Below are 25,137 nucleotides of genomic sequence, written 5' to 3'. Positions count from 1 at the left end.
CAAAAAACGATTCGGCGTCACACGTATTCTGTTGTGGACCTATACCCCGAGGACCGAAAGAACAACAGTGGCGCTCGTCGTGCAGAAATACGGCGGATCGTCGGTGGCGGACGCCGACCGGATCCGCCGCGTCGCGGAGCGCATCGTCGCGACCAAGAAGCAGGGCAACGACGTCGTGGTGGTGGTATCCGCGATGGGCGACACCACCGACGACCTGCTGGACCTGGCCCAGCAGGTCTGCCCGGCCCCGCCGCCGCGGGAGCTCGACATGCTGCTGACCGCCGGTGAACGCATCTCCAACGCGTTGGTGGCCATGGCGATCGAATCGCTCGGCGCGCAGGCCCGCTCGTTCACCGGTTCGCAGGCCGGCGTCATCACCACCGGCACGCACGGCAACGCGAAGATCATCGAGGTCACCCCGGGGCGGCTGCGGACCGCGCTCGACGAAGGCCGCATCGTCTTGGTCGCCGGCTTCCAGGGGGTCAGCCAGGACACCCGCGACGTCACCACGCTCGGCCGCGGCGGCTCGGACACCACCGCCATCGCGCTGGCCGCCGCCCTCGGCGCCGACGTCTGCGAGATCTACACCGACGTGGACGGCATCTTCAGCGCGGACCCGAGGATCGTGCACAACGCCCGTCGGCTCGACACGGTGACGTTCGAGGAGATGCTCGAGATGGCGGCCTGCGGCGCCAAGGTGCTGATGCTGCGCTGCGTGGAATACGCTCGCCGCTACGACATTCCGGTGCACGTCCGCTCGTCGTACTCGGACAGGCCGGGCACCGTCGTTACCGGATCGATCAAGGACAAACCCATGGAAGACCCCATCCTGACCGGCGTCGCGCACGACCGCAGCGAGGCCAAGGTGACCATCGTCGGGCTGCCCGACATCCCCGGCTATGCGGCACGGGTTTTCCGCGCCGTCGCCGACGCCGACGTGAACATCGACATGGTGCTGCAGAACGTGTCCAAGGTCGAAGACGGCAAGACCGACATCACCTTCACCTGCTCGCGCGACAGCGGCCCGACCGCGGTGGAGAAGCTCGCCGCGCTGCAAGACGAGATCGGCTTCACCCAGCTGCTCTACGACGACCACATCGGCAAGGTATCTCTGATCGGGGCGGGGATGCGCAGCCACCCGGGCGTCACCGCGACCTTCTGCGAGGCGCTGGCCGCCGTCGGCGTCAACATCGAGTTGATCTCCACCTCCGAGATCCGGATCTCGGTGCTGTGCCGCGACACCGAACTAGACAAGGCCGTCGTGGCGTTGCACGAGGCGTTCGGTCTCGGCGGCGACGAGTCGGCGACGGTATATGCGGGGACGGGTAGGTAGATGGTTGACCATCGGGTCTCAATAGGGGTAGTGGGGGCCACCGGCCAGGTGGGCCAGGTGATGCGCCGGCTACTCGACGAGCGCGACTTTCCGGCGACCACCGTCCGGTTCTTCGCGTCCGCCCGCTCGCAGGGCCGCAAGCTCGAGTTCCGCGGCCAGGAGATCGAGGTCGAAGACGCCGCGACGGCGGACCCGTCCGGGCTGGACATCGCGCTTTTCTCGGCCGGCAAGACGATGTCGCTGGTGCAGGCGCCGCGGTTCGCCGCGGCCGGAGTGACGGTGATCGACAACTCCTCGGCCTGGCGCAAGGACCCCGACGTGCCGTTGGTGGTGTCCGAGGTGAACTTCGGGCGGGACGCGGGGCGCCGACCGAAGGGCATCATCGCCAACCCGAACTGCACCACGATGGCCGCGATGCCGGTGCTCAAGGTGCTGCACGACGAGGCGCAGCTGGTGCGCATGGTGGCCTCGACCTATCAGGCGGTGTCGGGCAGCGGCCTGGCCGGCGTGGACGAGCTCGCCACGCAGGCCCGCGCGGTGATCGCCGACGACATCGAGCGGCTGGTGCACGACGGCGGCGCGCTGGAATTCCCGGCGCCGAAGACGTATGTCGCGCCGATCGCGTTCAACGTGCTGCCGCTCGCCGGATCGCTGTTGGACGACGGTTCCGGGGAGACCGACGAGGACGCGAAGCTGCGCTTCGAGAGTCGCAAGATCCTCGGCATCCCGGAGCTGTCGGTCAGCGGCACCTGCGTGCGCGTTCCGGTGTTCACCGGGCACTCGCTGTCGATCAACGCCGAATTCGCCCGGCCGCTCTCGCCCGAGCGCGCCCGCGAGCTGCTCGACGGTGCCCCGGGCGTCAAGGTGGTCGACGTGCCGACGCCGCTGGCCGCCGCCGGTGTCGACGAATCGCTGGTCGGCCGGATCCGCACCGACCCGGGCGTCCCCGACGGGCGTGGCCTGGCGCTGTTCGTGTCGGGGGACAACCTGCGCAAGGGGGCCGCGCTGAACACCATCCAGATCGCCGAGCTGCTGGCCGCGGAACTATAGTTCCCGGGTGAGCTCGGCCCGGGTCGCCCTGCTAAGTATTTTGTGTTTCGTTGCGCCCCAGCCTGTTTGGCATGCGTCCGCCGACCCGCCGGCGCCGGCGCCGGAGCCCGTCCTGCAGCCGCTGGCGCCGGGCCAGGTGGTGCGCATCGGGCCGACGGCCGGCACCGGAACCCCGACGGGTGACTACGGCATCGGCGCGACGGACCTGTGTGAGTTCCTCGAGTTCCCCACCGAGCTGTTGCAGGTCTGCGGCGACAGCTTCGCCGGCCAGGGCGTCGGGTTCGGCGGCTGGTACTCGCCGATCGCGCTGCACGTCGACGCCGCGTCGGTCGACGACCCCGCCGGGGTGCGCTACACCGGGGTCACCGGAATCGGGAAGCCGCTGCTGGCCGACCCCACGCCGCCCGGGGATTCTCAGCTGCCGGCCGGCGTGGTGCAGGTCAACCGGCGCAACTACCTGATGGTCACGACGACGAAAAACCTTGAGCCGCAAAGCTCCCGGTTGGTGATGGCCGAACCCGCGCGCGGCAGCTGGCAGACCGTCGCCGGGACCCGCCGCGACGGCTCCTATCAGGGTGGGCGACAGTCGCAGATCAGTGGCTACTACGACCCGATCCCCACCCCGGACTCGCCGGGCGGCTGGGTGTACATCGTCGCGAACAGCTTCACCCGGCGAGATCCCGTGCTGCTGTACCGGGCGACGCCGCAGACGTTCATCGACCGGTCCCGGTGGCAGGGCTGGGCGTCCGGGCCCGACGGTGGCTGGGGCAGGCCGCCGACACCCCTGTGGCCCGATCAGGTGGGCGAGATGTCCATCAGGCAGATCGACGGCAAGGCGGTGCTGTCGTACTTCAACGCCAGCACCGGCAACATGGAGGTCCGGGTGGCCGACGACCCGACGTCGCTGGGCGCCGCGCCCGTGACGACGGTGGTGCAGCACGACGAGTGGCCCGATCCGGCCGAAAGCCTGCCGCCCGCCTACGACAACCGGCTCGCGCAGCCGTACGGCGGATACATCTCGCCCGGGTCCACCCTCGATGAGCTGCGCATCTTTGTCAGCCAATGGGACACCCGCGCCCGTGCGCGCGCGCCATACCGGGTGATCCAGTTCGCGGTCAACCCGTTCAAGCCCTAGTCGGCATCGGCTTTCGAACCCGTCATCGCTGCCGCCGTTGTTCGAGCATGACGCCCAGCCACAGGAATGCCGGTGGAGCCAGAACGGCCCACGCCAGCAGCACAACCATCATGATGCTGCCCGCGGTCACGGTTCCTCCGGCGGGTATTCGCGGCGTTAGTAGCAGCTGATGTTGCCAGACCCACTACCGGCGTTCAACGAACCGACTCCAATCGGCGCCGCGCCGAGGTCGGTTAGGGTAGCGGCGCTGCGATTTCGCCAGGTGAGGTGGGGTTTCAGCTCATAGCTGCTACTTAACTAACGCATAGCCACAACTACTCTTAACGCAAGCATCATTTGTCTCATGAGTGAAACATCTGAAACCCCCACCGTGCGGACCGCCACCGCAACTGAACCCGCGCCGGCGGCAGCGTCGGTGCTATACCGGACCCCCAAGGTCTTCCTCGCCGCGGCATGGGTCGCCATCGTCGCCGGAGTCGTGTTCATCATCTCGGTGATCTTCTTCACCGGAATGGCGCTCGGGCACGGCCACGGCGGCATGCACCACCACAAGCACCACGCGGCGTTCATGCATCCGCACCGCTTCGGCCCCGGCGGCCCGGGCGGACCCGGTGGACCGGCCGGACCACCGGCGGCGATCCAGGGCGGCGGCCCCGCCTCGGCGACCCCCGGCGCCCCGGGACCCAGCCAGATTCCGTCGTCTGTCGCCCCGACGCGGACCCCGTAGCCCCGCGGGTCGTTAAACCCACATCCGATGGCCCGGCGCTCGCACGAGCGCCGGGCCGCTCGATTCACAGCAACATTTGTGTCTCGGACCTGTTCTCGCGGCCGGCGGCGGGGGCAGTATTCAAGGCATGACCCAAACACCCGAACCGTCAACGCAACCGACGCCCGTCGCCGCGGCCCCGCCTGCGTACGCGCCGGTCAAGCCTCCCCGGGTCTATGTCGCCGCCGCGTGGGTGGTGATCGTCGCCGGGATCGTCTTCATCCTCTCGACCGTCTTCTTCGCCGGTGCCATGGTCGTGGGAATCGGCCATCACTGGCACTATTACAAGCACCATCACGGCATGATGTACGGCCCCGGCGGCCCCGGTGGCGGACCGTGGCAGTACGGCGGGGGCCCGGGCATGGTCGTCGGCCCGTGGGGTCCGCCGCCGGGCTTCGGTCCGGGGGGTCCCGGTGGCCCCAGTCAGACGCCGACGCCCAGCGCTCCGGCGCCGGCACCGAACACCCCGGGCAATCCGCGCCCGTAGCCGCCTAGCGAAAGTTGTTGCGCTGATAGCTGAACGGCCTGGCCCAACGTCGAGTTGTTGGGCGGTTTTGGCGCAATTTCGCCCCACAACTCGACGTTGGAGGCCGACGGCCGCCCTGGCATGATCGAAACCCATGACCATGCGCATCCGCGCGGCGGTGATGACCATCGGGGTGGCGGTCGGGGGAGCGTTGGGTGTCCCTGCGGCGGTCGCGCACCCGTCGGAGCCCGGGGTGGTGAACTACGCGGTCCTTGCGAAGGGATCGGTCGGCAACATCGTCGGCGGGCCGATGGGCTGGGAGTCGGTGTTCACGCAGCCGTTCCAGGGTTATTCGGTCGACGTTGCGGTGTGCAACAACTGGGCCGACATCGGGCTGCCCGAGGTCTTCGACGACCCGGATCTGGCGTCGTTCAACGGGGCGACCACCCAGACGTCGGCCAGCGATCAGACCCACTTGGTCAAGCAGGCCATCGGCGTATTCGCCAGCAACGACGCCGCGGCGCGGGCCTTTCATCGCGTGGTGGACCGGACCGTCGGCTGCTCGGGCCAGACGACCGCGATGCACCTGGACAACGGGAGCACGCAGGTTTGGTCGTTCGACGGCGGCCCGGCGACGGGCGCGGACGCGAACTGGACGAAGCAGGAGGCGGGCACCGACCGCCGGTGCTTCGATCAAACCAGGCTGCGCGAAAACGTGTTGTTGCAGGCCAAGGTCTGCCAATCTGGCAACGCGGGACCCGCGGTCAACGTGCTGGCCGGGGCCATGCAGAACGCGCTGGGTCAGTAGCGTGGGTCCGAATCCTCGGGTGGTTCGGTCGTGGAAAAGTCCGGCAGGACGGGAATATGTCGGTGCGATCTGCAAGATGAAGTAGTGGCGTTGAATTTTCCGTTGACTTCGCAACAAGCGGCGCAGCCTGGAGGGATCGTGATATGACGTTCGCCCCGGCCAGCACCGCCCAAGCCGAGATGGTCGACTCCTCGGCCGCCGCGAAGTACATCGCCGAGACCTGCCTTAACGATGCACCGCTGCAGTCCATCGGTCTCGAGCTTGAAGGGCATTGCCACGACCCGGCCGACCCGTACCGCCGGCCCGGCTGGGACGAGATCGCCGACGTGCTCGAGCATCTCCCCCGCCTGCCGGGCTGCAGCGCCGTCACGGTGGAACCCGGCGGAGCCGTCGAACTGTCCGGCCCGCCCGCCGACGGGGTGCTGGCCTCGATCGATGCGATGAACCGGGACCAGGCCGTGCTGAGGTCGGCCTTCGCCGACGCCGGGCTGGGCCTGGTTTTCCTCGGGGCGGATCCGCTGCGGCCGCCGAAGCGCATCAACCCCGGCGCGCGTTACCAGGCGATGGAACAGTTCTTCCGCTCCAGCCGCTCCGGCGAGGCGGGCGCGGCGATGATGACGTCGACCGCGTCGATCCAGGTCAACGTCGACGCCGGGCCTCGGGACGGCTGGGCGGCGCGGGTCCGGCTGGCGCACGCGCTGGGGCCCACGATGATCGCGATCGCCGCCAACTCCCCGATGCTGGGCGGCGAGTTCACCGGTTGGGTCTCCACCCGGCAGCGGGTGTGGGGGGACATGGACTCGGCCCGTTGCGGGCCCATCCTGGGGGCCAGCGGCGACGACCCGGGCACCGACTGGGCGCGCTACGCGCTCAAGGCCCCGGTGATGCTGGTGCACAACCCCGACGCGACCGCGGTCACGGAGTGGGTGCCCTTCGCCGACTGGGTGGACGGCAAAGCGTTGCTCGGTGACCGGCGCCCGACGCTCGCCGATCTGGAATACCACCTGACCACGCTGTTCCCGCCGGTGCGGCCGAGGCAGTGGCTGGAGATCCGCTACCTCGACAGCGTGCCGGACGCCCTGTGGCCCGCCGTGGTGTTCACGTTGGTGGCGCTGCTCGACGACCCGGTTGCCGCCGACATCGCGGCCGAGGCCGTCGAACCGGTCGCCACCGCCTGGGACACCGCGGCCCGGGTGGGCCTGCGCGACCGGCGGCTCTACGCGGCGGCGAACAAATGCGTGGCCATCGCCGCCGAGCGGGCGCCGGCGGAGCTGGCCGACGCGATGCAACTGTTGGTCAGCGGAGTCGAGCGGGGCCGATGTCCCGGCGACGACTTCTCCGACGAGGTGATCGAGCACGGCATCGAGGCGACGGTCTCGAGGGCCGCGCGCTGGTCGCAAGGGGGCCCGTGACTTCTCGGGAAAAGCTGGCCGACGATTTGGCGCGGGCGCGGGCGCGGACGCTGCGGCTGGTCGAGTTCGACGACGCCGAACTGTGGCGGCAGTTCGACCCGTTGATGAGCCCGCTGGTGTGGGACCTCGCGCACATCGGTCAGCAGGAAGAGTTCTGGTTGCTGCGCGGCGGCGATTCGTCCCGGCCGGGGATTCTGCCGCCGGCCGTCGAGGGCCTCTACGACGCCTTCGAACACTCCCGGGCCAGTCGCGTCGAGCTGCCGCTGCTGTCCCCCGAGCGCGCGCGGTCCTACTGCCGCACCGTGCGGTCCGCCGCGCTGGACGCCTTGGACGCCCTGCCCGACGACCCCGCCGGTGCGGAAGCGGCATTCACCTTCGGGATGGTGGTCAGCCACGAAAACCAGCACGACGAGACCATGCTGCAGGCGCTCAACCTGCGCACCGGCACGCCGCTGCTGCGCGACGCCCCGGCCCTGCCCGCCGGCCGGCCCGGTCTAGCGGGAACGTCGGTGCTGGTCCCCGGCGGCCCGTTCGTGCTGGGTGTGGACGCCGCCAGCGAGCCCTACTCGCTCGACAACGAGCGCCCCGCCCACGTCGTCGACGTGCAGGCCTTCCGGATCGGGCGGGTCCCGGTCACCAACGGCGAGTGGCGAGCGTTCATCGACGACGGCGGCTACGACGAGCCGCGGTGGTGGTCCGAGCGCGGCTGGCAGCACCGCCAGACCGCGGATCTGACCGGGCCGCAGTTCTGGAGTTCGGACGGCCGAACCCGCGCGCGGTTCGGCTACATCGAGGACATCCCCGCCGACGAGCCGGTGCAGCACGTCACCTACTTCGAGGCCGAGGCCTATGCGGCCTGGGCCGGCGCCCGGCTGCCCACCGAGATCGAGTGGGAGAAGGCCTGCGCGTGGGATCCGGCGGCCGACGCCCGGCGCCGCTACCCGTGGGGGGAACGGCAACCGTCCGACGACCTGGCCAACCTGGGCGGCGCCGCGCTGCGGCCCGCGCCCGTCGGCGCGTATCCCGCCGGCGCCTCGGCCTACGGGGCCGAGCAGATGCTCGGAGACGTCTGGGAGTGGACCGCCTCGCCGCTGCGGCCGTGGCCGGGGTTCGTCCCGATGATCTACGAGCGCTACTCCCAGCCGTTCTTCGACGGCGACTACCGGGTGCTGCGGGGCGGCTCGTGGGCCGTGGAGCCGGGGATCGTGCGGCCCAGCTTCCGCAATTGGGACCACCCGATCCGGCGTCAGATCTTCTCCGGTGTCCGCTTGGCCTGGGACGTGACCGACTGATGTGCCGACACCTGGGCTGGCTCGGCGCCGACGTGAGCGTGTCCTCGCTGGTGCTGGACCCGCCGTGCGGGCTGCGAGTGCAGTCGTACGCCCCGCGCCGCCAGAAGCACGGCCTGATGAACGCCGACGGTTGGGGCATCGGGTTTTTCGACGGCAACGTGCCCCGGCGCTGGCGCAGCCCGGCGCCGCTGTGGGGCGACGCGTCGTTCGATTCGGTGGCGCCGGCGCTGCACAGCCACTGCGTGGTGGCTGCGGTGCGCTCAGCGACCGTGGGCATGCCGATCGAGGCCAGCGCGACGGCGCCGTTCACCGACGGCCGCTGGTTGTTGTCGCACAACGGAATCGTCGACCGCACGGTGCTGCCGCTCACCTCGTCGGCCGAATCGGCTTGCGACAGCGCCATCCTCGCGGCCACCATTTTCGAGCGCGGGCTGGACGCTCTGGCCGATACCATCGCCGAAATCGGGGCGGCCGACCCGTTGGCGCGGCTGAACGTGTTGGCCGCCAACGGCTCTCGGCTGCTGGCGACCGCCTGGGGCGACACCCTGTTCCTTCTGCGCCGCGACGACGGCGTGGTGCTGGCCAGCGAGCCGTACGACGATGCGCCCGACTGGCAGGACGTGCCGGACCGGCACCTGGTTGAGGTCACCGAGCGGGGGGTCACGTTGACGCCCCTCAATTCGAAAGGCTCTTCATGACGCTGACGCTGTCCAACCACCTCGCCGCCGACTCGGCGTACCATGCGCTGCGCCGCGACGTGCTCGATGGCCTGCAGCAGACACCGAAGTCGTTGCCGCCCAAGTGGTTCTACGACTCGGTGGGCAGCGACCTGTTCGACCAGATCACCCGGCTGCCGGAGTACTACCCGACCCGCGCGGAGGCCGAGATCCTGCGTGCCCGGTCGGGCGAGGTCGCGGCCGCCAGCGAGGCCGACACGCTGGTCGAATTGGGCGCCGGGACGTCGGAGAAGACCCGGCGGCTGCTAGACGCGCTGCGCGACCGGGGCTCGCTGCGCGGATTCGTGCCGTTCGACGTCGACGCCGGCGTGCTGTCGGCGACCGCGACCGCCATCCAGCGCGAGTATCCGGGCGTCGAAATCAGCGCGGTCTGCGGGGATTTCGAGGAGCACTTGACGGAGATACCCGACGGCGGGCGGCGACTGTTCGTGTTCCTGGGGTCGACCATCGGCAACCTGACGCCCGAGCCGCGCGCGCAGTTCCTCGCCACGCTGGCCGGGGTGATGCGGCCGGGGGACAGTCTGTTGCTGGGCACCGACCTGGTCAAGGACGCCGACCGGCTGGTCCGTGCCTACGACGACGCCGCCGGGGTGACGGCGCAGTTCAACCGAAACGTGCTCGCGGTGATCAACCGCCAACTCGACGCCGACTTCGACATCGAGGCGTACCGGCACGTGGCGCGGTGGAACACCGACGAAGAGCGCATCGAAATGTGGCTGCGGTCCGGCCGGCGCCAGCGGGTGCAAGTCGGCGCGCTCGAATTGACCGTCGATTTCGCGGACGGTGAGGAAATGCTCACCGAGGTGTCGTGCAAGTTCCGCCCGGGCGGCGTGAGCGCCGAGTTGGCCGCCGCAGGGCTGCGCCGCATTCGGTGGTGGACCGACGCCGCGGGCGACTTCGGGCTGTCGCTGGCGGTTAAGTGAGCCTGGCCGAGCGATGGCGGGCGGCCCGCCCGCCCGTGGCCGGGCTGCACCTGGACAGCGCCGCCTGCTCGCGCCAGAGCTTCGCGGCCCTGGACGCGGCCGCCAAGCATGCGCTGCACGAGTCCGAGGTCGGCGGGTACGTCGCGGCCGAGGCTGCCGCCCCGGTGCTCGAGGCCGGACGCGCCGCGGTCGCGACCCTGTGCGGCGCGCCCGACGCCGAGGTGGTGTTCACCACCGGCTCCCTGCACGCGCTCGATCTGCTGCTGGGCGCTTGGCCGGCCGATCGGCGCACGCTGGCCTGCCTGCCCGGCGAGTACGGCCCCAACCTGGCCGTGATGGCCGCCCATGGGTTCGAGGTGCGCACGTTGCCGACCCTGGACGACGGCAGGCTGGCGCTGGACGAGGCGGCGTTCGAACTCGAAAGCGACCCACCGGATTTGGTGCATCTGACCCCGCTGGCCAGCCACCGGGGCGTGGTGCAACCGCTCGCCATGGTGGCCAAGCTGTGCCGTCAGCTGAGCCTGCCGCTGGTGGTCGACGCCGCACAGGCACTCGGCCACATCGACTGCGCGGTGGGCGCCGACGCCATGTATTCGTCGTCGCGCAAGTGGATCGCCGGACCGCGTGGCGTCGGTGTCCTGGCCGCCCGGCCCGGGCTGATGGATCGGCTGGTGCCGCGACTGCCGGCGCCGCAGTGGGCGTCGCAGCTGTCGGTGGCGCAGCAACTCGGTTTCGGCGAGGCCAATGTCGCCGCGCGCGTGGGCTTTTCGGTCGCCGTGGGGGAGCATCTGGCATACAAACCGGAAACCGTCCGTGCCCGGCTGGCCGAGCTGGGCACGATCGCCCGGAGCCTGCTGAGCGATGTCGACGGCTGGTTGGTGGTCGAGGAGGCCGAGGAGCCCAGCGCCATCACGACGCTGGCCCCCGTCGACGGCGTCGACCCCGAAGCGGTGCGGGCGTGGCTGCTCGCCGAGCGGCGGATCGTGACGACTTACGCCGGGGTGGCGCGCGCGCCGCGCGAACTGTCCGCCGCGGTGCTGCGGATCTCGCCCCATGTGGACACCACCGCCGACGATCTGGAGACCTTCGCCGAGGCGCTGATCGGGGCCACCGCGGCGACCAGCTGAAATACCGGACTCGTCAATTTCGACTCCGATTTTGACCGGAAGTATGAAAAGGCCTGTTCTTATTGGGCATGTGTGGAGTACCTTTTGGCTTCTGTAGCGCGCGGCGAATCAGGGATCGGGACCTGCAACGGCTTGCCGTCGACGATGCAGCCGGTGAGAAGAGGTGCGGAGATGAATTGCGCAATGTTGCCGGTCGGGCCGGCCCGCGAATTGGCATCGGCCGCAGACTCATTCAGCTCCCTCACCCGTTTGCGGCGTGCGTGAAGGGAGACGGAGATGTCGTATGTGGTCACCGTGGCGGAAGCGGTGCAGGGCGCGGCCCAGGACCTGGCGGGTATTCGTGCCTCGCTGACGCAGGCCGCGGCGATCGCCGGCCCCACGACCGGGATCGCGACCGCCGCCGGCGACGAGGTATCGAGCGCGATCGCGTTGCTCTTCGGCAGCGCCGGCCAGCAATTTCAAGCTCTCAACGCCCAAGCACAGGCGTTCCACGCGGAGTTCGAAAGCCTGCTGAATGCCGGCGCGGCGGCATACGTCAGCGCCGAGGCCGCTAACGCTGGGCTGGCGGCCCCCGCAGCCGTGGCGGCGGCCGTACCCGCCGCGACCTACCGAACCTTCAACCTTTTCAACGGCCTGCTTGACATCAACATCGGGACCGCCGGCATCCAGTTCACCGTCAGCACACCCGGGGTCATCCTGCCGGCCACGCACATACCCCCGATAAGCGTCGCCCCCTTCAATCTGCCCCAGATCACGATCCCGCCGGTGAACATTCCGGCCGGCGCCACGCTCGCGAATCTCACGGTGAGTCCGTTCAATTTGCCGCAGCTGTCGATACCGTCGATCAACATCCCGGCCGGGACGACGCCCGCCAACATCACCGTGGGTGCGTTCAACCTGCCGCAGATCACGACACCCGCCATAAATGTGCCGCCGATCAACCTGCCCGCGGTGACGATACCGCCGTTCCAGACGCCTTTGATCCAGGTTTCGGGCTGGAGCCTGCCTTCGGTAACCGTTCCCAGGATCGATCTTCCCCAGATACAGGTCCCGGATATCAATGTTCCGGGTGGCGGCCAGACAGTAGTCACCCTCACAACGGGGAATATTCTTTTCCCGAACTACAACATCAATCTTTCATCGTTCGATATCGCGCCATCACTCGGCTTCAACACACCCGGCTTTATCACCCAATTCGGGATCCCCAGCATCCAGATCGGGCCGCTCACCCTGCCGATCCTGAGCATCAGCAACCCGAGCGGCGGCAACTACGTGTTCCCGTCCATCGGGCTTTCGGGCTTCAGCATCCCGTCGATCACGGTCCCACCGACTGCCGTCGGCGGTTTCACCCTGCCGCAGGTCAGCTGGCCGGCGTTCGCTACCGCGCCGCTGACCATCCCGCCGATCGGTGTCGGCGGTTTCACGCTGCCGCAGGTCAGCTGGCCGGCGTTCGCTACCGCGCCGCTGACCATCCCGCAGGTCGGCATCGGCGGCTTCAGCCTGCCCGACATCAACGTCCCCAACATCACCGTGGCCCCCGTCCAGCAGTACCAGTTCACGATCCCGCCGATCCCCACCTGGCCGAACGGACTGACCGTCGACGCGAGCAACTTCATCTCGATCATCAACGACGTCGCGGCCAGCCTGCTGGGCACGGGCCCCTGACCCGATACCTCAGCCGGCCTTGTGCGCCGACAGCAGGAAGGCCGGCAACTTCATCCGCCCCTTCTCGTCGCGGTCGTGCGGCGGAAATTCGAACGGCGCGTCGGCCAGTGCCGGGATGTTCGCGTGGATGAAGGCGGGCCGGATCTCGTCGATCTCCCAGTACCTGCTCACCGCGGCACGCAACTCGTCCTCGTCGACCTCGTTCGGCTTGGGCTCCATCTCGGCGGGGAAGGCGCCCTTGGCGAACACCAGCACGAAATAGCTCGCGCCCGGGGCCGCCGCGCGATGGACCGAGCGCAGGTATCCGTCGCGGCCCTCCACCGGCAGCGAATGAAACAGCGTCGAGTCCGCGATCGTGGCGAAGCGTCCGTCGTAGCCGGTGAAGGACGTGATGTCGGCCTGAACGAAGGTGGCGGTGGTCAGGCCCCGGTCGGCGGCCGCCTCGGTGGCGGCGGCGACGGCGGTCGGCGTGAGGTCGATGCCGACCACGGTGTAGCCCTGCGCGGCCAGCGCCAGCGACAGCTCGGCGACCCCGCACCCGGCGTCCAGCACGTCGCTGCGAAACTTTCCAGCCGCGATCAGCGCCGCCAATTCCGGCTGCGGCTCACCGATGTTCCACGGCGGTGGCCCCTGGAATTCGCCCTCCTCGCGGTACGCGCCGTCCCAGTCCATGATGTCGGATGACATGGTTCCCCTATCGATCCCAGGTATGCACCGGCTCGTTGGCATGCATGTGTTCGCAATACCGCCGGAGCATTTCGGCGAGCGCCGCAGGTCGGCTCATGCCGCCGTCCTCCAGCGTACGCACGGTGGACACCTGCCAGCTGGCCCCGTTGCGGCCGGCCCGGGCGCGTCCCTCGATGACACCCAGGAACCGGTCGCGCACCTCGGCGTCGACGCCCCAGCGGCGCAGTCCCTCGTCGGCGATCGGCAGCAAGGTGTCGAGCACCAGCTCCCGCGCCGACACCTTGCCCATGCCGGGCCAGAGCAGCCGGGCGTCCATGCCGTGGCGCGCCGCCTCGAGGAAATTCTCCCGTGCCACAAGGAAACCCATCCTGTTCCAGAGCGGGTCCTCGTCTTCCGACAGGCCGCGCAGCGCGCCGTAGTAGAAGGCGGCGTTCCCCAGCATGTCGATGACGGTCGGTCCGGCCGGCAACACCCGGTTCTCCAACCGCAGATGCGCGCGCCCGTCGACCACGTCGTACACGGGCCGGTTCCACCGGTACACGGTGCCGTTGTGCAGGCGCAGTTCGGGCAGGTGCGGGGTGCGTCCCGCGGCCAGCTCGGCGACCGGGTCCTCGTCGGACACCTCGGGCAGCAGCGACGGGAAATATTGGATGTTCTCTGCGAACAGGTCCAGCACGGAGGTGATCCAGCGTTCGCCGAACCACACCCGCGGCCGCACGCCCTGGGCCTTGAGCTCCTCGGGACGCGTGTCGGTGGACTGGGCGAACACCTCGATCCGGGTCTCCGACCACAGCTGGTGACCGAAAAAGTACGGCGAGTTGGCCCCCAGCGCCAGCTGCGGGCCCGCGAGGATCTCGGCCGCGTTCCAGTTGGCGGCGAACTCCGCGGGGGCGAGCTGCAGGTGCAATTGCATGCTGGTGCAAGCGGATTCGGGCGCGATGGTGGCGGCGTTCCAGCTCAGCGGCTCCGGGCCGGAGATGTCGATCGGGATGTCCTCGCCGCGGGCGGAAAAGATCGAGTCGTTGAGGGCGGCATAGCGCGTCGACTCGCTCATCCACCCCTCGGCGAGGTGTTCGGGCATCAGCGTGGGCAGGATGCCGATCATCACGATGTGCGCGCCGCCCGAGTCGGCCTTGACCTCGGCGTCGTTCAGGCTGGCCCGCACCTCCGCCTCGAGGTCGAGCCCCGTGTGCCCCGGCAGCGGGCGCGGTGGGACGTTGAATTCGATGTTGTAGGCACCCAATTCGGTCTGGAAAGCGGGGTCGGCGATGGCCTCCAGCACGGATCGGTTGGACATGGCCGGCTGGTAGTCCGCGTCGACGAGGTTGCACTCGATCTCCATGCCGGTGAGCGGCCGGTCGGAATCGAAGCGCGACTGGGCGAGCATCGTCTCGAAGACGTTCAGGCACAACCGCAACTTGCGCCGGTATTCCGAGCGTTGCGCGCGGTCATACGTGGTGCGCTTGACCTCTTCGCCCACAACGCCGATGCAACAGGTTTACCGGCGGCAACGCAAGGGCGACAGGCTGACCAGTGCTGACGGCGGCCGGGCGGGTAGACCATCATGGACGTAGGAGTCTCAATCACGGGTGGAGGAGAGCTAGTTGGCCGAGTCCGCTGAATTCGTAGCCGCAATCGATCAGGGCACCACCAGCACCCGCTGCATGATTTTCGATCACGACGGCGCCGAAGTGGCCCGCCATCAGCTCGAGCACGAGCAGATCCTGCCCCGCGCCGGCTGGGTCGAGCACGACCCGGTGGAGATCTGGGAGCGCACGTCGTCGGTGCTGATGTCGGTATTGAACCGGGCCAAGCTGACGCCGAAACACCTGGCGGCCCTGGGGATTACGAACCAGCGCGAAACCACGCTGGTATGGGACAAGCGAACCGGCCGGCCCTACTACAACGCGATCGTCTGGCAGGACACCCGCACCGACCGGATCGCGTCCGCGCTGGAGCGAGACGGCCACGGCGACGTTATTCGCCGCAAGGCCGGCCTGCCGCCGGCGACCTATTTCTCCGGCGGCAAGCTGCGATGGATCCTGGAAAACGTCGACGGGGTCCGCGAGGCCGCCGAACGCGGTGACGCCCTGTTCGGCACCGCCGACACCTGGGTGTTGTGGAATCTCACCGGGGGCCCGCGGGGCGGGGCGCACGCCACCGACGTGACCAACGCCAGCCGGACCATGCTGATGAACCTGGAAACCCTCGACTGGGACGACGAGCTGTTGTCGTTCTTCGGCGTCCCCCGCGCGATGCTGCCGGCGATCGCGGCATCCTCGCCCCTGCAGCCCTTCGGTGTGACGCTGGAAACCGGGCCGTTGGGCGGCGAGGTTCCGATCACGGGGGTCCTCGGTGACCAGCATGCGGCGATGGTCGGTCAGGTGTGCCTCGCCGAGGGCGAGGCAAAAAACACCTACGGCACCGGCAATTTCCTGCTGCTCAACACCGGCGAGGCGATTGTGCGGTCGAGGAACGGCCTGCTGACCACGGTCTGCTATCAGTTCGGCGACGCCAAACCCGTGTACGCGCTTGAGGGTTCGATCGCGGTCACGGGCTCGGCGGTGCAGTGGCTGCGCGACCAGCTCGGCATCATCAGCGGTGCCGCGCAGAGCGAGTCGCTGGCCCGTCAGGTTCCCGACAACGGCGGGGTCTACTTCGTCCCGGCGTTTTCCGGGTTGTTCGCCCCCTACTGGCGATCCGACGCCCGCGGCGCGATCGTTGGGCTGTCACGGTTCAACACCAACGCGCACCTGGCGCGCGCGACGCTGGAGGCGATCTGCTATCAGAGCCGCGACGTGGTGGACGCGATGAAGGCGGATTCCGGTGTGCGCCTTGAGGTGCTGAAGGTCGACGGTGGCATCACCGGCAACGAGCTGTGCATGCAGATCCAGGCCGATGTGCTGGGTGTGGACGTGGTGCGGCCGGTGGTCGCCGAGACGACCGCGCTCGGGGCCGCCTACGCGGCGGGCCTGGCCGTCGGGTTCTGGGCCGATCCGTCGGATCTGCGGGCGAACTGGCAGGAGGGCAAGCGCTGGACGCCGACGTGGGACGACGAGCAGCGCGAGGCGGGATACGCGGGTTGGCGCAAGGCGGTGCAGCGGACCCTGGATTGGGTCGATGTGAACTAGCTTTCCCACCGCGAGCGTGCGTGTCTGGACGGCGGCACGCCGCTTCGACTGGCATTCTGCGCACGCTCGCGGCGGAAAAAGGGACCTCAGTCCTCGCCGAGGATGCCGTAGACCTCGCGGCGGGCGTTGTTGATGATCTCGACGATGCGCTGCTGCTGCTCCTCGGTGGCGGTGTGCGCGGATTGCGCGACCGCCCCGAACAACTGGCCGATCGCCGCGCGCAGGTTGACCGCACCCGGGTCGGCGCCCTCGGCGATCTCGTCCCAGGGCTTGGTCTCGATCTTCTCCGCCGCAGCGCGTCCCTCGTCGGTCAGCTCGAAAAGCTTTTTGCTGCCGTCGGTTTCGCTCGCGTTGATCAGGCCTTCATCGTCCAACAGCTGCAGCGTCGGGTACACCGACCCGGGGCTGGGCCGCCAGATCCCGTTGCTGCGCTCGGCGATCTGCTGGATCATCTCGTAGCCGTGCATCGGCCGCTCGGCCAGCAGGGCCAGGATGGCCGCGCGCACGTCGCCGCGGCGTCCGCGGCCGGAGCCGCCACGACGCCGTCCGCCGCGCCGCCCACCCGGGCCGAACCCGAAGCCGAAGCCCGGGCCGAACCCGGGACCGAAGCCCGGCCCGAAACCGGGGCCGAAGTGGTCGCCGGCGTGGTCGCGGAGGTGTTCGCGGAATTCCCGCCGGGCCTGGCGCCTGGCGTCGTGCAGGGCGCGCCGGTCCACCGGGCCGGGGCCGAAGCCGAAGCCGGGCCGGCCCACGAAGGGTCCCTCGGGGGGAGTGAACGGGTTACTCATGGTTGGTAGTTCCTCTCAATGTTTTGTGGGTAACGCGCCGGTCGCGCGCTACGGAATATCACGATATATCGTAAACTAACGTGATGCAACGGGATATTCCGTCTAGCCGCGCTCAAGGCGCACTGAAATCGCGTTGACCTGGGGAAAGCCGGTTTCACGCCGTTGGCGCCGGGCGGTTTGCATCCCGCGGGCGGCGGGTAGGAACTGAGGGATGAACGCTAACAACAACCTGACGGTCGGCGGCGGAACGCAGAGCGCGGCCGAGCCCACCCGGGGCGACGACGCCCGGGGCCGCGGCGCGTGGCCGTGGGTGAACTGGGGGTTGGCGCTGGCGACGGTGCCGGCCGCGGCCATCGTGATGCTCTTCGCGCTCGGTGCGGTGATGAGCACCGATGGGTGCAGCGACCGCAGTTGCCCCAATCTGGGGCGCGGCGGCATCGACTTCGGTGTCGCGTTCTACGGCGCGCCCGTGGTGGCGGTCGTGGTTCTTGTCATCTCGTTCTTCACCGCAAAGCGCCGCGGCGGCATCGCGGTTCCGCTGGTCGGTTGGGCGCTGCTGGTCGCCGACGTCGCGCTGATGGCGGCGGCCGTCTCGGGCTAGCCGGGCGGCGCGAAGCCGCCGGGATCCGGTTCCGGGGCCGGTTGCTGTTGGGGTTGCTGTGGCCACGGCACGGGCGGCGGGGCCGGCGGTGGCCACGGGCCCGCGGGGGGCATGGTGGGCGGTTGGGGTTGCAGCCGCGCCAGTTCGCGGCGGTGGCGCTCGGCGAGTACCGCCGCGAGCACCAACTCCGGCGGGGCGCCGGGCGGCGGCGGCGGTGCGATGCGCGACACGACGTCGCCGGCGATCCGGTAGGCCATCTGTAGGCGCAGCTGACCGTCGAGTTGCGGTGCGCGGGACAGGAACTGCCGCGCGACCTCGGCCTGCCCGGCGCCCAGTCCCGACAGCTGCAGCGAGGACGCCCACCACGCCAGCGACGGTGGCATCACCGGCGGCGGGCTCAGCCGGGGGCCGCGCTCGCTGACCACGACGGTGCCGGCGAAGACGTCGCCGATGCGCTTGCCCTTGGGGGAGAAGATGCTGCAGATGACCGCGGGACTACCCGCGAGCATCCAAATCTCCACCACCGACGCCAGTGCTCGAAACAGCGCCTGCCGGAAGCGTTCTGGGCCGCCGTCCTCGGACACCACCCGCAGGCCCATCGCGATCTTGCCCACCGACCTTCCCCGCGTGGCGGTTTCGAACGCCAACGGGTAGCCGACGACCACCAGCACCGTGAAGATCAGCAGGACGGCCGTGCTCAGCGCCGTGTCGAACTGGGTCAGGGTGGCCGCCCACAACATCAGGCCGAGCACATAGCAGATGAAGATCACCGTTATGTCGATGAGCGCGCTGGCCGCCCGCACCGGCAACTGGGCGATCTGCACGTCGAGCACCACGGCGTCCCCGGTCACCACCTCCGACATAACACCGAACGGTACAGGCCGATTAGGCTGCGCAGGGTGGACGTCGACGCATTCGTGCTGACCCATCGCGGTACGTGGGACCGCCTCGACCAGTTGGTCAAGAGACGCCGGTCACTGACCGGCGGCGAGGTCGACGAACTCGTAGAGCTTTACCAGCGGGTCTCCACCCACCTGTCGATGCTGCGGTCGGCGTCCTCGGATTCGCTGCTGATCGGCCGGCTATCGAGCCTGGTCGCGCGCGCCCGCTCGGTCGTGACCGGTGCGCATGCCCCGCTGAGCAGCACGTTCGTCCGCTTCTGGACCGTGTCGTTCCCGGTGGTCGCGTATCGCACCTGGCGGTGGTGGTTGGGCACGGCGGTCGCGTTTTTCGCCGTCGTGGTCATCATCGCGATGTGGGTGGCCGGCAACCCGGAGGTGCAGTCCGCCCTCGGAACGCCAAGTGACATCGACGAATTGGTCAACCACGATGTCGCGTCGTACTACAGCGAGCACCCCGCCGCCGCGTTCGCCCTGCAGGTCTGGGTCAACAACTCCTGGGTGTCCGCGCAGTGCATCGCCATGTCCGTCGTGTTGGGGCTGCCGATCCCGATCATCCTGTTCAACAACGCCGCCAACCTCGGGCTGATCGCCGGGCTGATGTTTCAGGCCGGCAAGGGCGGCATCCTGTTGGGCCTGCTGATCCCGCACGGGTTGCTGGAGCTGACGGCGGTATTCCTCGCGGGCGCAACGGGGATGCGGCTGGGCTGGTCGGTGATTTCGCCCGGCGATCGGCCCCGCGGACAGGTCCTCGCCGAACAGGGCCGCGGCGTCGTCTCGGTCGCCGTCGGACTGGTGGGTGTGTTGCTGGTCTCGGGGCTGATCGAAGCGCTCGTTACGCCGTCACCGCTGCCGACGTTCGTCCGGGTGGGCATCGGGATCATCGCCGAGGCCGCATTCCTGTCCTACATCGTGTATTTCGGCCGGCGCGCGTCGAAGGCCGGCGAGACCGGCGACACCGAAGATGCGCCCGACGTGGTGCCCACCGGCTGAGCCGCGAAAGTTACAGCCGCCCGGTGGCTTTCATCGCCAGATAGCGGTCGGCGAGCGCGGGCGCGATCTCGGTCGGCGGGGCGTCGACGACCTCCACGCCGCCGCGCCGCAGCCGCGTCGCGATCGCGCCGCGGTCGTTGCGGGACCGTTCGGCGGCCGCCGCGTCGTAGACGGCGGCCGGGTCCGAGCGCCCGGCGGCCATCTGGTCGACGCGCGGGTCGCCGACGGCGGCGATCATCACGTGGTGTTTGGCCGACAGCTGCGGCAGCACCGGCAGCAGGCCCTCGTCCAGGGCGGTCGCGTTGAGGTCGGTCAGCAGCACCACCAGCGACCGCCGCCGGGTGCGCCGCAGGATGGTGGCAACCATTGCGCGCCAATCGGATTCGATGAGCGCCGGCTGCAGCGGGGCCATCGCGTCGACCAGCTGGGCGAGCAGCTCGGTGCGCGACGCGCCGAACACGCCGGCCCGGCTCACCCGGTCGTGGGCGAGGAAGTCGACGTGATCGCCGGCCCGCGACGCGAGGGCGGCCAGCAGCAGCGCGGCGTCCATCGCCCAGTCCAGCCGGGGCCACCCCGCCGGGTCGGCGGCGGTCGGGTCGACGCCGACGCGACCCGCCGCGGTGCGGCCGGTGTCGAGCGCGATCACCACGCGCCGGTCGCGTTCGGGTCGCCAGGTGCGGACCACCACGTCGGCACGCCGGGCGGACGCGCGCCAGTCGATCGAGCGCACGTCGTCTCCGACGACATACTCACGCAGCGAATCGAATTCGGTTCCCTGCCCGCGGATCAGCGTCGGCAGGAGGCCGTCGATCTCACGCAGCTTGGCGAGCCGCGACGGCAGGTGCTTGCGCGACAGGAACGGCGGCAATACGCGGACCTGACCCGGCACCGGCCGCGAACCCTGCCGTCCGGCCAGCCCCAGCGGCCCGATCGATCGCGCCGTGACCGCGGCCGCGCGCTGATCGCCGCGACGAACCGGGCGCAGCCGGGTCTCGAGCGGATGCGCCTGCCCGGCCGGGATGTTGACGGCGTGCATGCGCGGCTCGGCGCACGTGCTGGGTGGCCAGGCGTCACGGACCTGTCCGCGGAACCGCCGACGCCCGCCGTTGTGCACCTGCAGGCCGATCGTCACCGGCTGCGCGAGCCGGGCCGAGCAGTCCGGTGACCGGGTATAGCGCAACGCGCGGGGGCTGGCCGCCAGCACGGCGTCGACGACCACCAAGGCCACCAGCAACACCAGCAGTATCACGAAAGCCCTTGTGGGCCAGGGTGATACCGCGATGGGCAGGACACCGATCAGCGCCAGCAGCCCGGTGCGTCCGGTCAGGATCACTAGCGGGGCACCGGCACCGACGCCAGGATTCCGTCGAGCACGCCGTCGGGCGTCGCCCCTTCCAGCTCGGCCTCGGGGCGCAGCATCACCCGGTGTCGCAACGTCGGACGGGCCATGGCCTTCACGTCGTCGGGGGTGACGTAGTTGCGGCCCGACAGCCACGCCCACGACCGCGCGGTGCCCAGCAGCGCCGTGGCCCCGCGCGGCGACACACCCAGCTGCAGGGCGGGCGAGGAGCGGGTGGCCCCGACGATGTCGACGATGTAGCCCAGCACCTCGTCGGCGACCAGGACCTGTTGCACCGCCTTGCGCCCGGCCGCGAGCTCGTCCGGCCCGGCCACCGGGTTGATCTCCGACAGGTCGCGGGGATCGAAGCCGTGCGCGTGCCGGCCGAGGATGGCGATCTCGGCGTCGCGCGACGGCAGCGTCACGTTCAGTTTGAGCAGGAACCGATCCAGCTGGGCCTCGGGCAGTTGGTAGGTGCCCTCGTATTCGATCGGGTTCTGGGTCGCGGCGACGATGAACGGGTCGGGCAGCGGTTTGGCCTCGCCTTCGACGCTGACCTGACGCTCCTCCATCGCCTCGAGCAGCGCGGCCTGAGTCTTCGGCGGGGTGCGGTTGATCTCGTCGGCCAGCAGCAGGTTGGTGAACACCGGACCCGGCCGGAACACGAAGGCGGCGGTGCGCGCGTCGTACACCAGCGAGCCGGTTACGTCGCCGGGCATCAGGTCGGGGGTGAACTGTACCCGCTTGAACTCCAGCTGCAGCGCGGCCGACATCGCCCGCACCAGCAGCGTCTTCGCCACGCCCGGAACGCCTTCCAGCAGCACGTGACCGCGGCACAACAGCGCGATCACCAGGCCGCTGACCACCCCCTCCTGCCCGACGACGGCCTTGGCGAGCTCGGCCCGCAACGCCAGCAGCGACTCGCGCGCCGACTCAGCGCCGGGGATTTGTGTTTGCGTCACGTTCGTGTGACCTGCCTTTCGATGTCGTCGAGCGCACGGGCAAGTTGTAGTAGGTCGTGGTCGGTGGCCGGCGGTGGCCCGAACAGCTGGTAGGAAACGAATCCCGGGTCCGCGCCGCAGCGTTGGGCCACGGTCTGGACCACCGCGGGCGCCGGCGCGCCCGGGCCGAGGCCGAGCCGGGGCAGCAGCCGCTGCACCGTGGCGGTGCGCAACGCCGCGGCGGCGCGGTCGCGGGCCCGATGGGACCGGTAGAGCCGGCCGCGGCCCTCGACGGTCTCCGACGCGCGCACCACGACGGGCAGTTCCTCGGCCACCAGCGGTCCCGGCCGGCGGCCCTTCCACAGGGCGACGAGGAGCACGACCAGGCACAGCTGCCAGACGATCCAGGTCACGTTTTCCGGGATCAAATCCGAAATCGATGCGGGGGAAGATGTTTCGCCCTCGATGCGGTGGGGCGCGTACCAGATGAGCCGGGGCCGCGCGCCCGCAAGGTTCATCGCCAGCGCGGCGTTACCCGCCTGCAGCAGGCTCCCGTTGGTCATGAAGTCGGTGCTTCCGACCGCCGTGACGGTCCGCCCGTCCTCCCGGTACCGGACGAGTACCCCGTCGTAGCAGCTCGTCATGTCCCGACGGTCGGTGGCACGATAGGTTTCGCTGGGTCCGAACCGCACCGTTCCGGCGCGATTCGCCTCTCGCAGCGAGCAATTCGGGCTCTTGTCGAACGACGTACTGCCGGCCGACATGCGCACCCCCGGCATCAGCGCCTCCCGCGCGCGCACCGTCGGCTCCACCAGCAGCAGATCGCCGGGGGCGTTGCCCAGCCGGTCCAGCAGCGCGGTGTCCGTGAGGTATTGGCTCTGCGCCACCAGGATCTGGGTGCCCGGCCGCGCCGCGCGCTCGACGTCGGCGACGGTGTCGGCCACCACCACCTCGACGCCGCCGTCGCGCAGCAGCGTCACCAGGGCGCGCGCCCCGTCCGGCTCGGTCGATTTCGGATCCATCCGGGCGCCGGGCCGCGGTGCGGTCAGGTAGGCGCCGATCCCGGCGATGACGGCGAGCGCGACGATGGTGAGGACCGCCCAGGCCCACGTTCGCCACCGCTGCGCCGGCGCCGCCGCCGGATGCGTCGCCGTCATCGGACCTGCGCCCAGGAGTCGGTGGCCTCGGGCCGGCCCGCCGCCGGCGCCGCGGCGGCCGAGCGCGAGCGCAGATGGTCATCGAGGGCGGCGATCATTCGATAGGCGGCCTCGGTTCCGGGTCGCTCGCCGTAGGTCACGTCGTTGAATGCCGTTGCGGCCTCGGATAGTTCGCTGCCCAGGTGCGGCAGCGCCGCGCCGGCGTCGGAGGCCAGCTCGTTGGCGGTGCGGCCCGGTGCCGGTTCCAGCACGCCGGTCTCCTCGAGCTGGCGCGCGACGGCGCGCAGCCGGTGCCGGATCGCCGCCGCCCAATCCCCTTGCGCGGCGTAGCTTTCCGCGGTGGCACGATGCTGCGCCGCAGTGAGCTGGGCGGCGTCGAACAGCTGGTAGTCGCCGCCGCGGTTGGTGCGCATGGTGCGTCGTGCGATGCGGACGGCGACGACGACTGCGATCGCGAGCAGGATGAGCAGCACGCTGGTGGTGAACCAGCCGCCCGGTATCGAGGCGGTCTTCTCCAGCAGCCGGTAGATCAGTTCGTTGACCCACTCGGCGAATTGTTGGGCGGCCGAACCTTTCGAGTAGATCGGTTTGCCCAGCTCGACCTGTGCGGCCTGATGTGCGGCATCGCGGTCGATGTCGATGGAAGGCACTGTCCGCTGATCCTAAACCGGCCGGGTCAGCCAGAGGTTGTCGGTGGACGCGCCCGCGTAGGGTCCGCCGGCGGCGCCGGTCTGCAGCACCAGGTCGAACGCCTCGGCCCGCATGCGGCGGTCGGTGTAGAGCAGCGTGATGACGCCGGCGTTGAACGGGGCGATGATGATCTGGCCGATGGCCGACCCGACCGACGCGATCGCGCTGCTCAGCAGCAGCCCCCCGGTGGACGGGGCGCCGCCGCTGATGAGAAATATTTGGCCGACGATGCTGAACGGCAGCGCGACGGCGTTGCCGATGAACGACGCGACGATGAACGTCAGCGTCCGGATCCCCAGCACTCGCCAGAAGCCGCTTCGGACCAGCCGGAACGATCGGGTGATCGCCTCCATGACTGGCAGCCGCTCCAGCACGATCAGCACCGGCGCGAACAACACCATGGTGTAGAGGTAGACCAGCGCCACGATCGCCGCGAGCACCAGTGGGAGGCCGAAGAGGACCGCCAGCGCCGGGGCGCCGGCGACCGCCAACAGCGCGATGATCACCGCCACCAGCCCGAAAATGGCCGCCACGGCTACGCCTTCCAGCAGCGCCAGCCCGAGCAACGAGAGCAGCCGCCCCCGAATCTTGACCCAGGTTTCACCGATCGTGATCGGGGATCCGAACACCGCGCGCCCGACGATGACGGTGAGCATGCCGGACAGCAGCATCCCGCCGAGCCAGGTGACCACCATCCCCGCCGCCATCGAGCCCAGCCACGCGCCGACGACGCCGCCGCTGAGCTCGCTGGAGCGCGCGACGGTGATCCTGCCGTAGGCGGCCAGCGGGCCGAACGCCGCGAGCATGGAGATGAGCTGCATGACCACGACCACTATCGCGGTCAGTCCCAGCGTCGCCCTGGGGTTGGCCCGGATGAACCCGACCGCGCCGTTGAAGATGTCGCTGAGGGTCAGGGGCCGCAGCGGGATGATCCCCGGCTTGAGCGCCCCGGGTACCAACTGCGGCGGGCCGTAGCCGGGCGGTGGGCCGTAGCCGGGCGGTGGGCCGTACCCGGGCGGTGGCGCGCCGTAGCCGGGCGGCGGGCCGTAGCCGGGCGGTGGGCCGTATCCCGGTGGGGGGCCATACGCGACGGGCGGGTAGCCGGCGGGCGCGTATTGGCCGGGCGGGGGGTACGCCGGATAACCGGGCGGCGGGGGCGCGTTCACCGTTTGTTACGGCCTTCAAGGCCGTTCAGGC

Annotated in this window: 24 protein-coding genes; 15 read left to right on the top strand and 9 right to left on the bottom strand. The window is 69.8% G+C overall.

Translation table 11 applies throughout. The features are described 5' to 3' along the window. Positions 1-67: 67 nt before the first annotated feature. The 12 genes from AC5Y5E_RS22370 to AC5Y5E_RS22315 all read left to right on the top strand — a co-directional run bounded on the left by AC5Y5E_RS22370 (position 68) and on the right by AC5Y5E_RS22315 (position 12,714). On the top strand, positions 68-1,333 hold the full coding sequence (locus tag AC5Y5E_RS22370; RefSeq protein ID WP_499905136.1) for an aspartate kinase: 1,266 nt from the start codon (positions 68-70) through the stop codon (positions 1,331-1,333). Next, entirely contained in the window at positions 1,334-2,383 is a 1,050-nt protein-coding gene (locus AC5Y5E_RS22365; protein ID WP_499905134.1) for an aspartate-semialdehyde dehydrogenase, read from the top strand. It abuts the gene before it with no gap. A 7-nt stretch (positions 2,384-2,390) separates the two neighbouring features. After that, a complete protein-coding gene (locus AC5Y5E_RS22360) occupies positions 2,391-3,518 on the top strand; it encodes a DUF4185 domain-containing protein (protein WP_499905133.1) in 1,128 nt (375 codons plus the stop codon). Between the two features lie 343 nt (positions 3,519-3,861). Next, positions 3,862-4,245 (top strand): hypothetical protein, encoded by a 384-nt coding sequence (locus tag AC5Y5E_RS22355; protein ID WP_499905132.1) that lies wholly within the window; start codon positions 3,862-3,864, stop codon positions 4,243-4,245. Between the two features lie 127 nt (positions 4,246-4,372). Further along, positions 4,373-4,771 carry a hypothetical protein gene (locus tag AC5Y5E_RS22350; RefSeq protein WP_499905130.1) on the top strand — a complete coding sequence of 133 codons (399 nt, stop codon included), beginning with the start codon at positions 4,373-4,375 and terminating at the stop codon, positions 4,769-4,771. Between the two features lie 139 nt (positions 4,772-4,910). Then, on the top strand, positions 4,911-5,558 hold the full coding sequence (locus tag AC5Y5E_RS22345; RefSeq protein WP_499905713.1) for a sensor domain-containing protein: 648 nt from the start codon (positions 4,911-4,913) through the stop codon (positions 5,556-5,558). Positions 5,559-5,701: 143 nt separating this feature from the next. Continuing rightward, positions 5,702-6,970, top strand: a complete 1,269-nt coding sequence (egtA, locus tag AC5Y5E_RS22340; protein ID WP_499905129.1) for an ergothioneine biosynthesis glutamate--cysteine ligase EgtA — start codon at positions 5,702-5,704, stop codon at positions 6,968-6,970. Then, on the top strand, positions 6,967-8,262 hold the full coding sequence (gene egtB, locus AC5Y5E_RS22335) for an ergothioneine biosynthesis protein EgtB (protein ID WP_499905128.1): 1,296 nt from the start codon (positions 6,967-6,969) through the stop codon (positions 8,260-8,262). Before egtA ends, egtB begins: the two co-directional genes overlap by 4 nt. Further along, positions 8,262-8,960 (top strand): ergothioneine biosynthesis protein EgtC, encoded by a 699-nt coding sequence (gene egtC, locus AC5Y5E_RS22330; RefSeq protein WP_499905126.1) that lies wholly within the window; start codon positions 8,262-8,264, stop codon positions 8,958-8,960. The genes egtB and egtC overlap by 1 nt, the downstream gene beginning before the upstream one ends. Further along, complete coding sequence (egtD, locus tag AC5Y5E_RS22325) at positions 8,957-9,922, top strand: L-histidine N(alpha)-methyltransferase (RefSeq protein ID WP_499905125.1); 966 nt, start codon at positions 8,957-8,959, stop codon at positions 9,920-9,922. The genes egtC and egtD overlap by 4 nt, the downstream gene beginning before the upstream one ends. Continuing rightward, entirely contained in the window at positions 9,919-11,049 is a 1,131-nt protein-coding gene (gene egtE, locus AC5Y5E_RS22320; RefSeq protein WP_499905124.1) for an ergothioneine biosynthesis PLP-dependent enzyme EgtE, read from the top strand. Before egtD ends, egtE begins: the two co-directional genes overlap by 4 nt. 276 nt (positions 11,050-11,325) lie before the next feature. Further along, positions 11,326-12,714: a PE family protein gene (locus AC5Y5E_RS22315; protein ID WP_499905122.1), complete on the top strand. Its 1,389-nt coding sequence runs from the start codon at positions 11,326-11,328 to the stop codon at positions 12,712-12,714. 9 nt (positions 12,715-12,723) lie between these two features. Here AC5Y5E_RS22315 and AC5Y5E_RS22310 read toward each other — a convergent pair whose 3' ends face one another. Continuing rightward, positions 12,724-13,401, bottom strand: a complete 678-nt coding sequence (locus AC5Y5E_RS22310; RefSeq protein ID WP_499905121.1) for a class I SAM-dependent methyltransferase — start codon at positions 13,399-13,401, stop codon at positions 12,724-12,726. A 7-nt stretch (positions 13,402-13,408) separates the two neighbouring features. After that, entirely contained in the window at positions 13,409-14,881 is a 1,473-nt protein-coding gene (locus AC5Y5E_RS22305; protein ID WP_499905119.1) for a glutamate-cysteine ligase family protein, read from the bottom strand. Between the two features lie 124 nt (positions 14,882-15,005). Here AC5Y5E_RS22305 and glpK point away from each other — a divergent pair, with 124 nt between their 5' ends. Continuing rightward, positions 15,006-16,532 (top strand): glycerol kinase GlpK, encoded by a 1,527-nt coding sequence (gene glpK / locus AC5Y5E_RS22300; protein WP_499905118.1) that lies wholly within the window; start codon positions 15,006-15,008, stop codon positions 16,530-16,532. A gap of 86 nt (positions 16,533-16,618) precedes the next feature. Here glpK and AC5Y5E_RS22295 read toward each other — a convergent pair whose 3' ends face one another. Then, positions 16,619-17,320 carry a PadR family transcriptional regulator gene (locus tag AC5Y5E_RS22295; RefSeq protein ID WP_499905116.1) on the bottom strand — a complete coding sequence of 234 codons (702 nt, stop codon included), beginning with the start codon at positions 17,318-17,320 and terminating at the stop codon, positions 16,619-16,621. Between the two features lie 211 nt (positions 17,321-17,531). On the opposite strand from AC5Y5E_RS22295, the gene AC5Y5E_RS22290 reads away from it, so the two are divergent. Continuing rightward, positions 17,532-17,921 carry a hypothetical protein gene (locus AC5Y5E_RS22290; protein WP_499905115.1) on the top strand — a complete coding sequence of 130 codons (390 nt, stop codon included), beginning with the start codon at positions 17,532-17,534 and terminating at the stop codon, positions 17,919-17,921. Here the strand turns inward: AC5Y5E_RS22290 and AC5Y5E_RS22285 are convergent. Beyond that, the gene (locus AC5Y5E_RS22285; RefSeq protein ID WP_499905114.1) at positions 17,918-18,784 is read right to left on the bottom strand and encodes an RDD family protein; all 867 of its coding nucleotides are present in this window, start codon (positions 18,782-18,784) and stop codon (positions 17,918-17,920) included. The genes AC5Y5E_RS22290 and AC5Y5E_RS22285 overlap by 4 nt on opposite strands. 36 nt (positions 18,785-18,820) lie before the next feature. Here AC5Y5E_RS22285 and AC5Y5E_RS22280 point away from each other — a divergent pair, with 36 nt between their 5' ends. Beyond that, positions 18,821-19,813, top strand: a complete 993-nt coding sequence (locus tag AC5Y5E_RS22280; protein ID WP_499905112.1) for a stage II sporulation protein M — start codon at positions 18,821-18,823, stop codon at positions 19,811-19,813. 10 nt (positions 19,814-19,823) lie between these two features. Here the strand turns inward: AC5Y5E_RS22280 and AC5Y5E_RS22275 are convergent, their stop codons facing one another. Genes AC5Y5E_RS22275 through AC5Y5E_RS22255 form a run of 5 tightly spaced genes read right to left on the bottom strand, consistent with a single transcriptional unit; the run spans position 19,824 to position 25,106 of the window. After that, entirely contained in the window at positions 19,824-21,146 is a 1,323-nt protein-coding gene (locus tag AC5Y5E_RS22275; protein WP_499905110.1) for a DUF58 domain-containing protein, read from the bottom strand. After that, positions 21,146-22,114, bottom strand: coding sequence for an AAA family ATPase (locus AC5Y5E_RS22270; protein ID WP_499905109.1), 969 nt, complete (start codon positions 22,112-22,114; stop codon positions 21,146-21,148). The genes AC5Y5E_RS22275 and AC5Y5E_RS22270 overlap by 1 nt, the downstream gene beginning before the upstream one ends. Then, entirely contained in the window at positions 22,111-23,250 is a 1,140-nt protein-coding gene (locus tag AC5Y5E_RS22265; RefSeq protein WP_499905107.1) for a DUF4350 domain-containing protein, read from the bottom strand. The genes AC5Y5E_RS22270 and AC5Y5E_RS22265 overlap by 4 nt, the downstream gene beginning before the upstream one ends. Next, on the bottom strand, positions 23,247-23,900 hold the full coding sequence (locus tag AC5Y5E_RS22260; protein WP_499905105.1) for a DUF4129 domain-containing protein: 654 nt from the start codon (positions 23,898-23,900) through the stop codon (positions 23,247-23,249). Before AC5Y5E_RS22260 ends, AC5Y5E_RS22265 begins: the two co-directional genes overlap by 4 nt. 12 nt (positions 23,901-23,912) lie before the next feature. Beyond that, entirely contained in the window at positions 23,913-25,106 is a 1,194-nt protein-coding gene (locus AC5Y5E_RS22255) for a DUF7847 domain-containing protein (RefSeq protein ID WP_499905103.1), read from the bottom strand. Between the last annotated feature and the right edge of the window lie 31 nt (positions 25,107-25,137).

Source organism: Mycobacterium sp. NGS54 (assembly GCF_059812465.1).
Note: the sequence above shows the minus strand (reverse complement) of the source record. Positions and strands in the feature narration are given on the sequence as shown.

What these genes read in the sequence shown, in the direction of transcription:
- AC5Y5E_RS22365 (WP_499905134.1), top strand. Translation starts at nt 1,334, where the DNA reads ATGGTTGACCATCGGGTCTCAATAGGGGTAGTGGGGGCCACCGGCCAG.
- AC5Y5E_RS22355 (WP_499905132.1), top strand. Translation starts at nt 3,862, where the DNA reads ATGAGTGAAACATCTGAAACCCCCACCGTGCGGACCGCCACCGCAACT.
- AC5Y5E_RS22350 (WP_499905130.1), top strand. Translation starts at nt 4,373, where the DNA reads ATGACCCAAACACCCGAACCGTCAACGCAACCGACGCCCGTCGCCGCG.
- AC5Y5E_RS22345 (WP_499905713.1), top strand. Translation starts at nt 4,911, where the DNA reads ATGCGCATCCGCGCGGCGGTGATGACCATCGGGGTGGCGGTCGGGGGA.
- egtA (WP_499905129.1), top strand. Translation starts at nt 5,702, where the DNA reads ATGACGTTCGCCCCGGCCAGCACCGCCCAAGCCGAGATGGTCGACTCC.
- egtC (WP_499905126.1), top strand. Translation starts at nt 8,262, where the DNA reads ATGTGCCGACACCTGGGCTGGCTCGGCGCCGACGTGAGCGTGTCCTCG.
- egtD (WP_499905125.1), top strand. Translation starts at nt 8,957, where the DNA reads ATGACGCTGACGCTGTCCAACCACCTCGCCGCCGACTCGGCGTACCAT.
- AC5Y5E_RS22315 (WP_499905122.1), top strand. Translation starts at nt 11,326, where the DNA reads ATGTCGTATGTGGTCACCGTGGCGGAAGCGGTGCAGGGCGCGGCCCAG.
- AC5Y5E_RS22310 (WP_499905121.1), bottom strand. Translation starts at nt 13,401, where the DNA reads ATGTCATCCGACATCATGGACTGGGACGGCGCGTACCGCGAGGAGGGC.
- AC5Y5E_RS22295 (WP_499905116.1), bottom strand. Translation starts at nt 17,320, where the DNA reads ATGAGTAACCCGTTCACTCCCCCCGAGGGACCCTTCGTGGGCCGGCCC.
- AC5Y5E_RS22290 (WP_499905115.1), top strand. Translation starts at nt 17,532, where the DNA reads ATGAACGCTAACAACAACCTGACGGTCGGCGGCGGAACGCAGAGCGCG.
- AC5Y5E_RS22285 (WP_499905114.1), bottom strand. Translation starts at nt 18,784, where the DNA reads ATGTCGGAGGTGGTGACCGGGGACGCCGTGGTGCTCGACGTGCAGATC.
- AC5Y5E_RS22265 (WP_499905107.1), bottom strand. Translation starts at nt 23,250, where the DNA reads ATGACGGCGACGCATCCGGCGGCGGCGCCGGCGCAGCGGTGGCGAACG.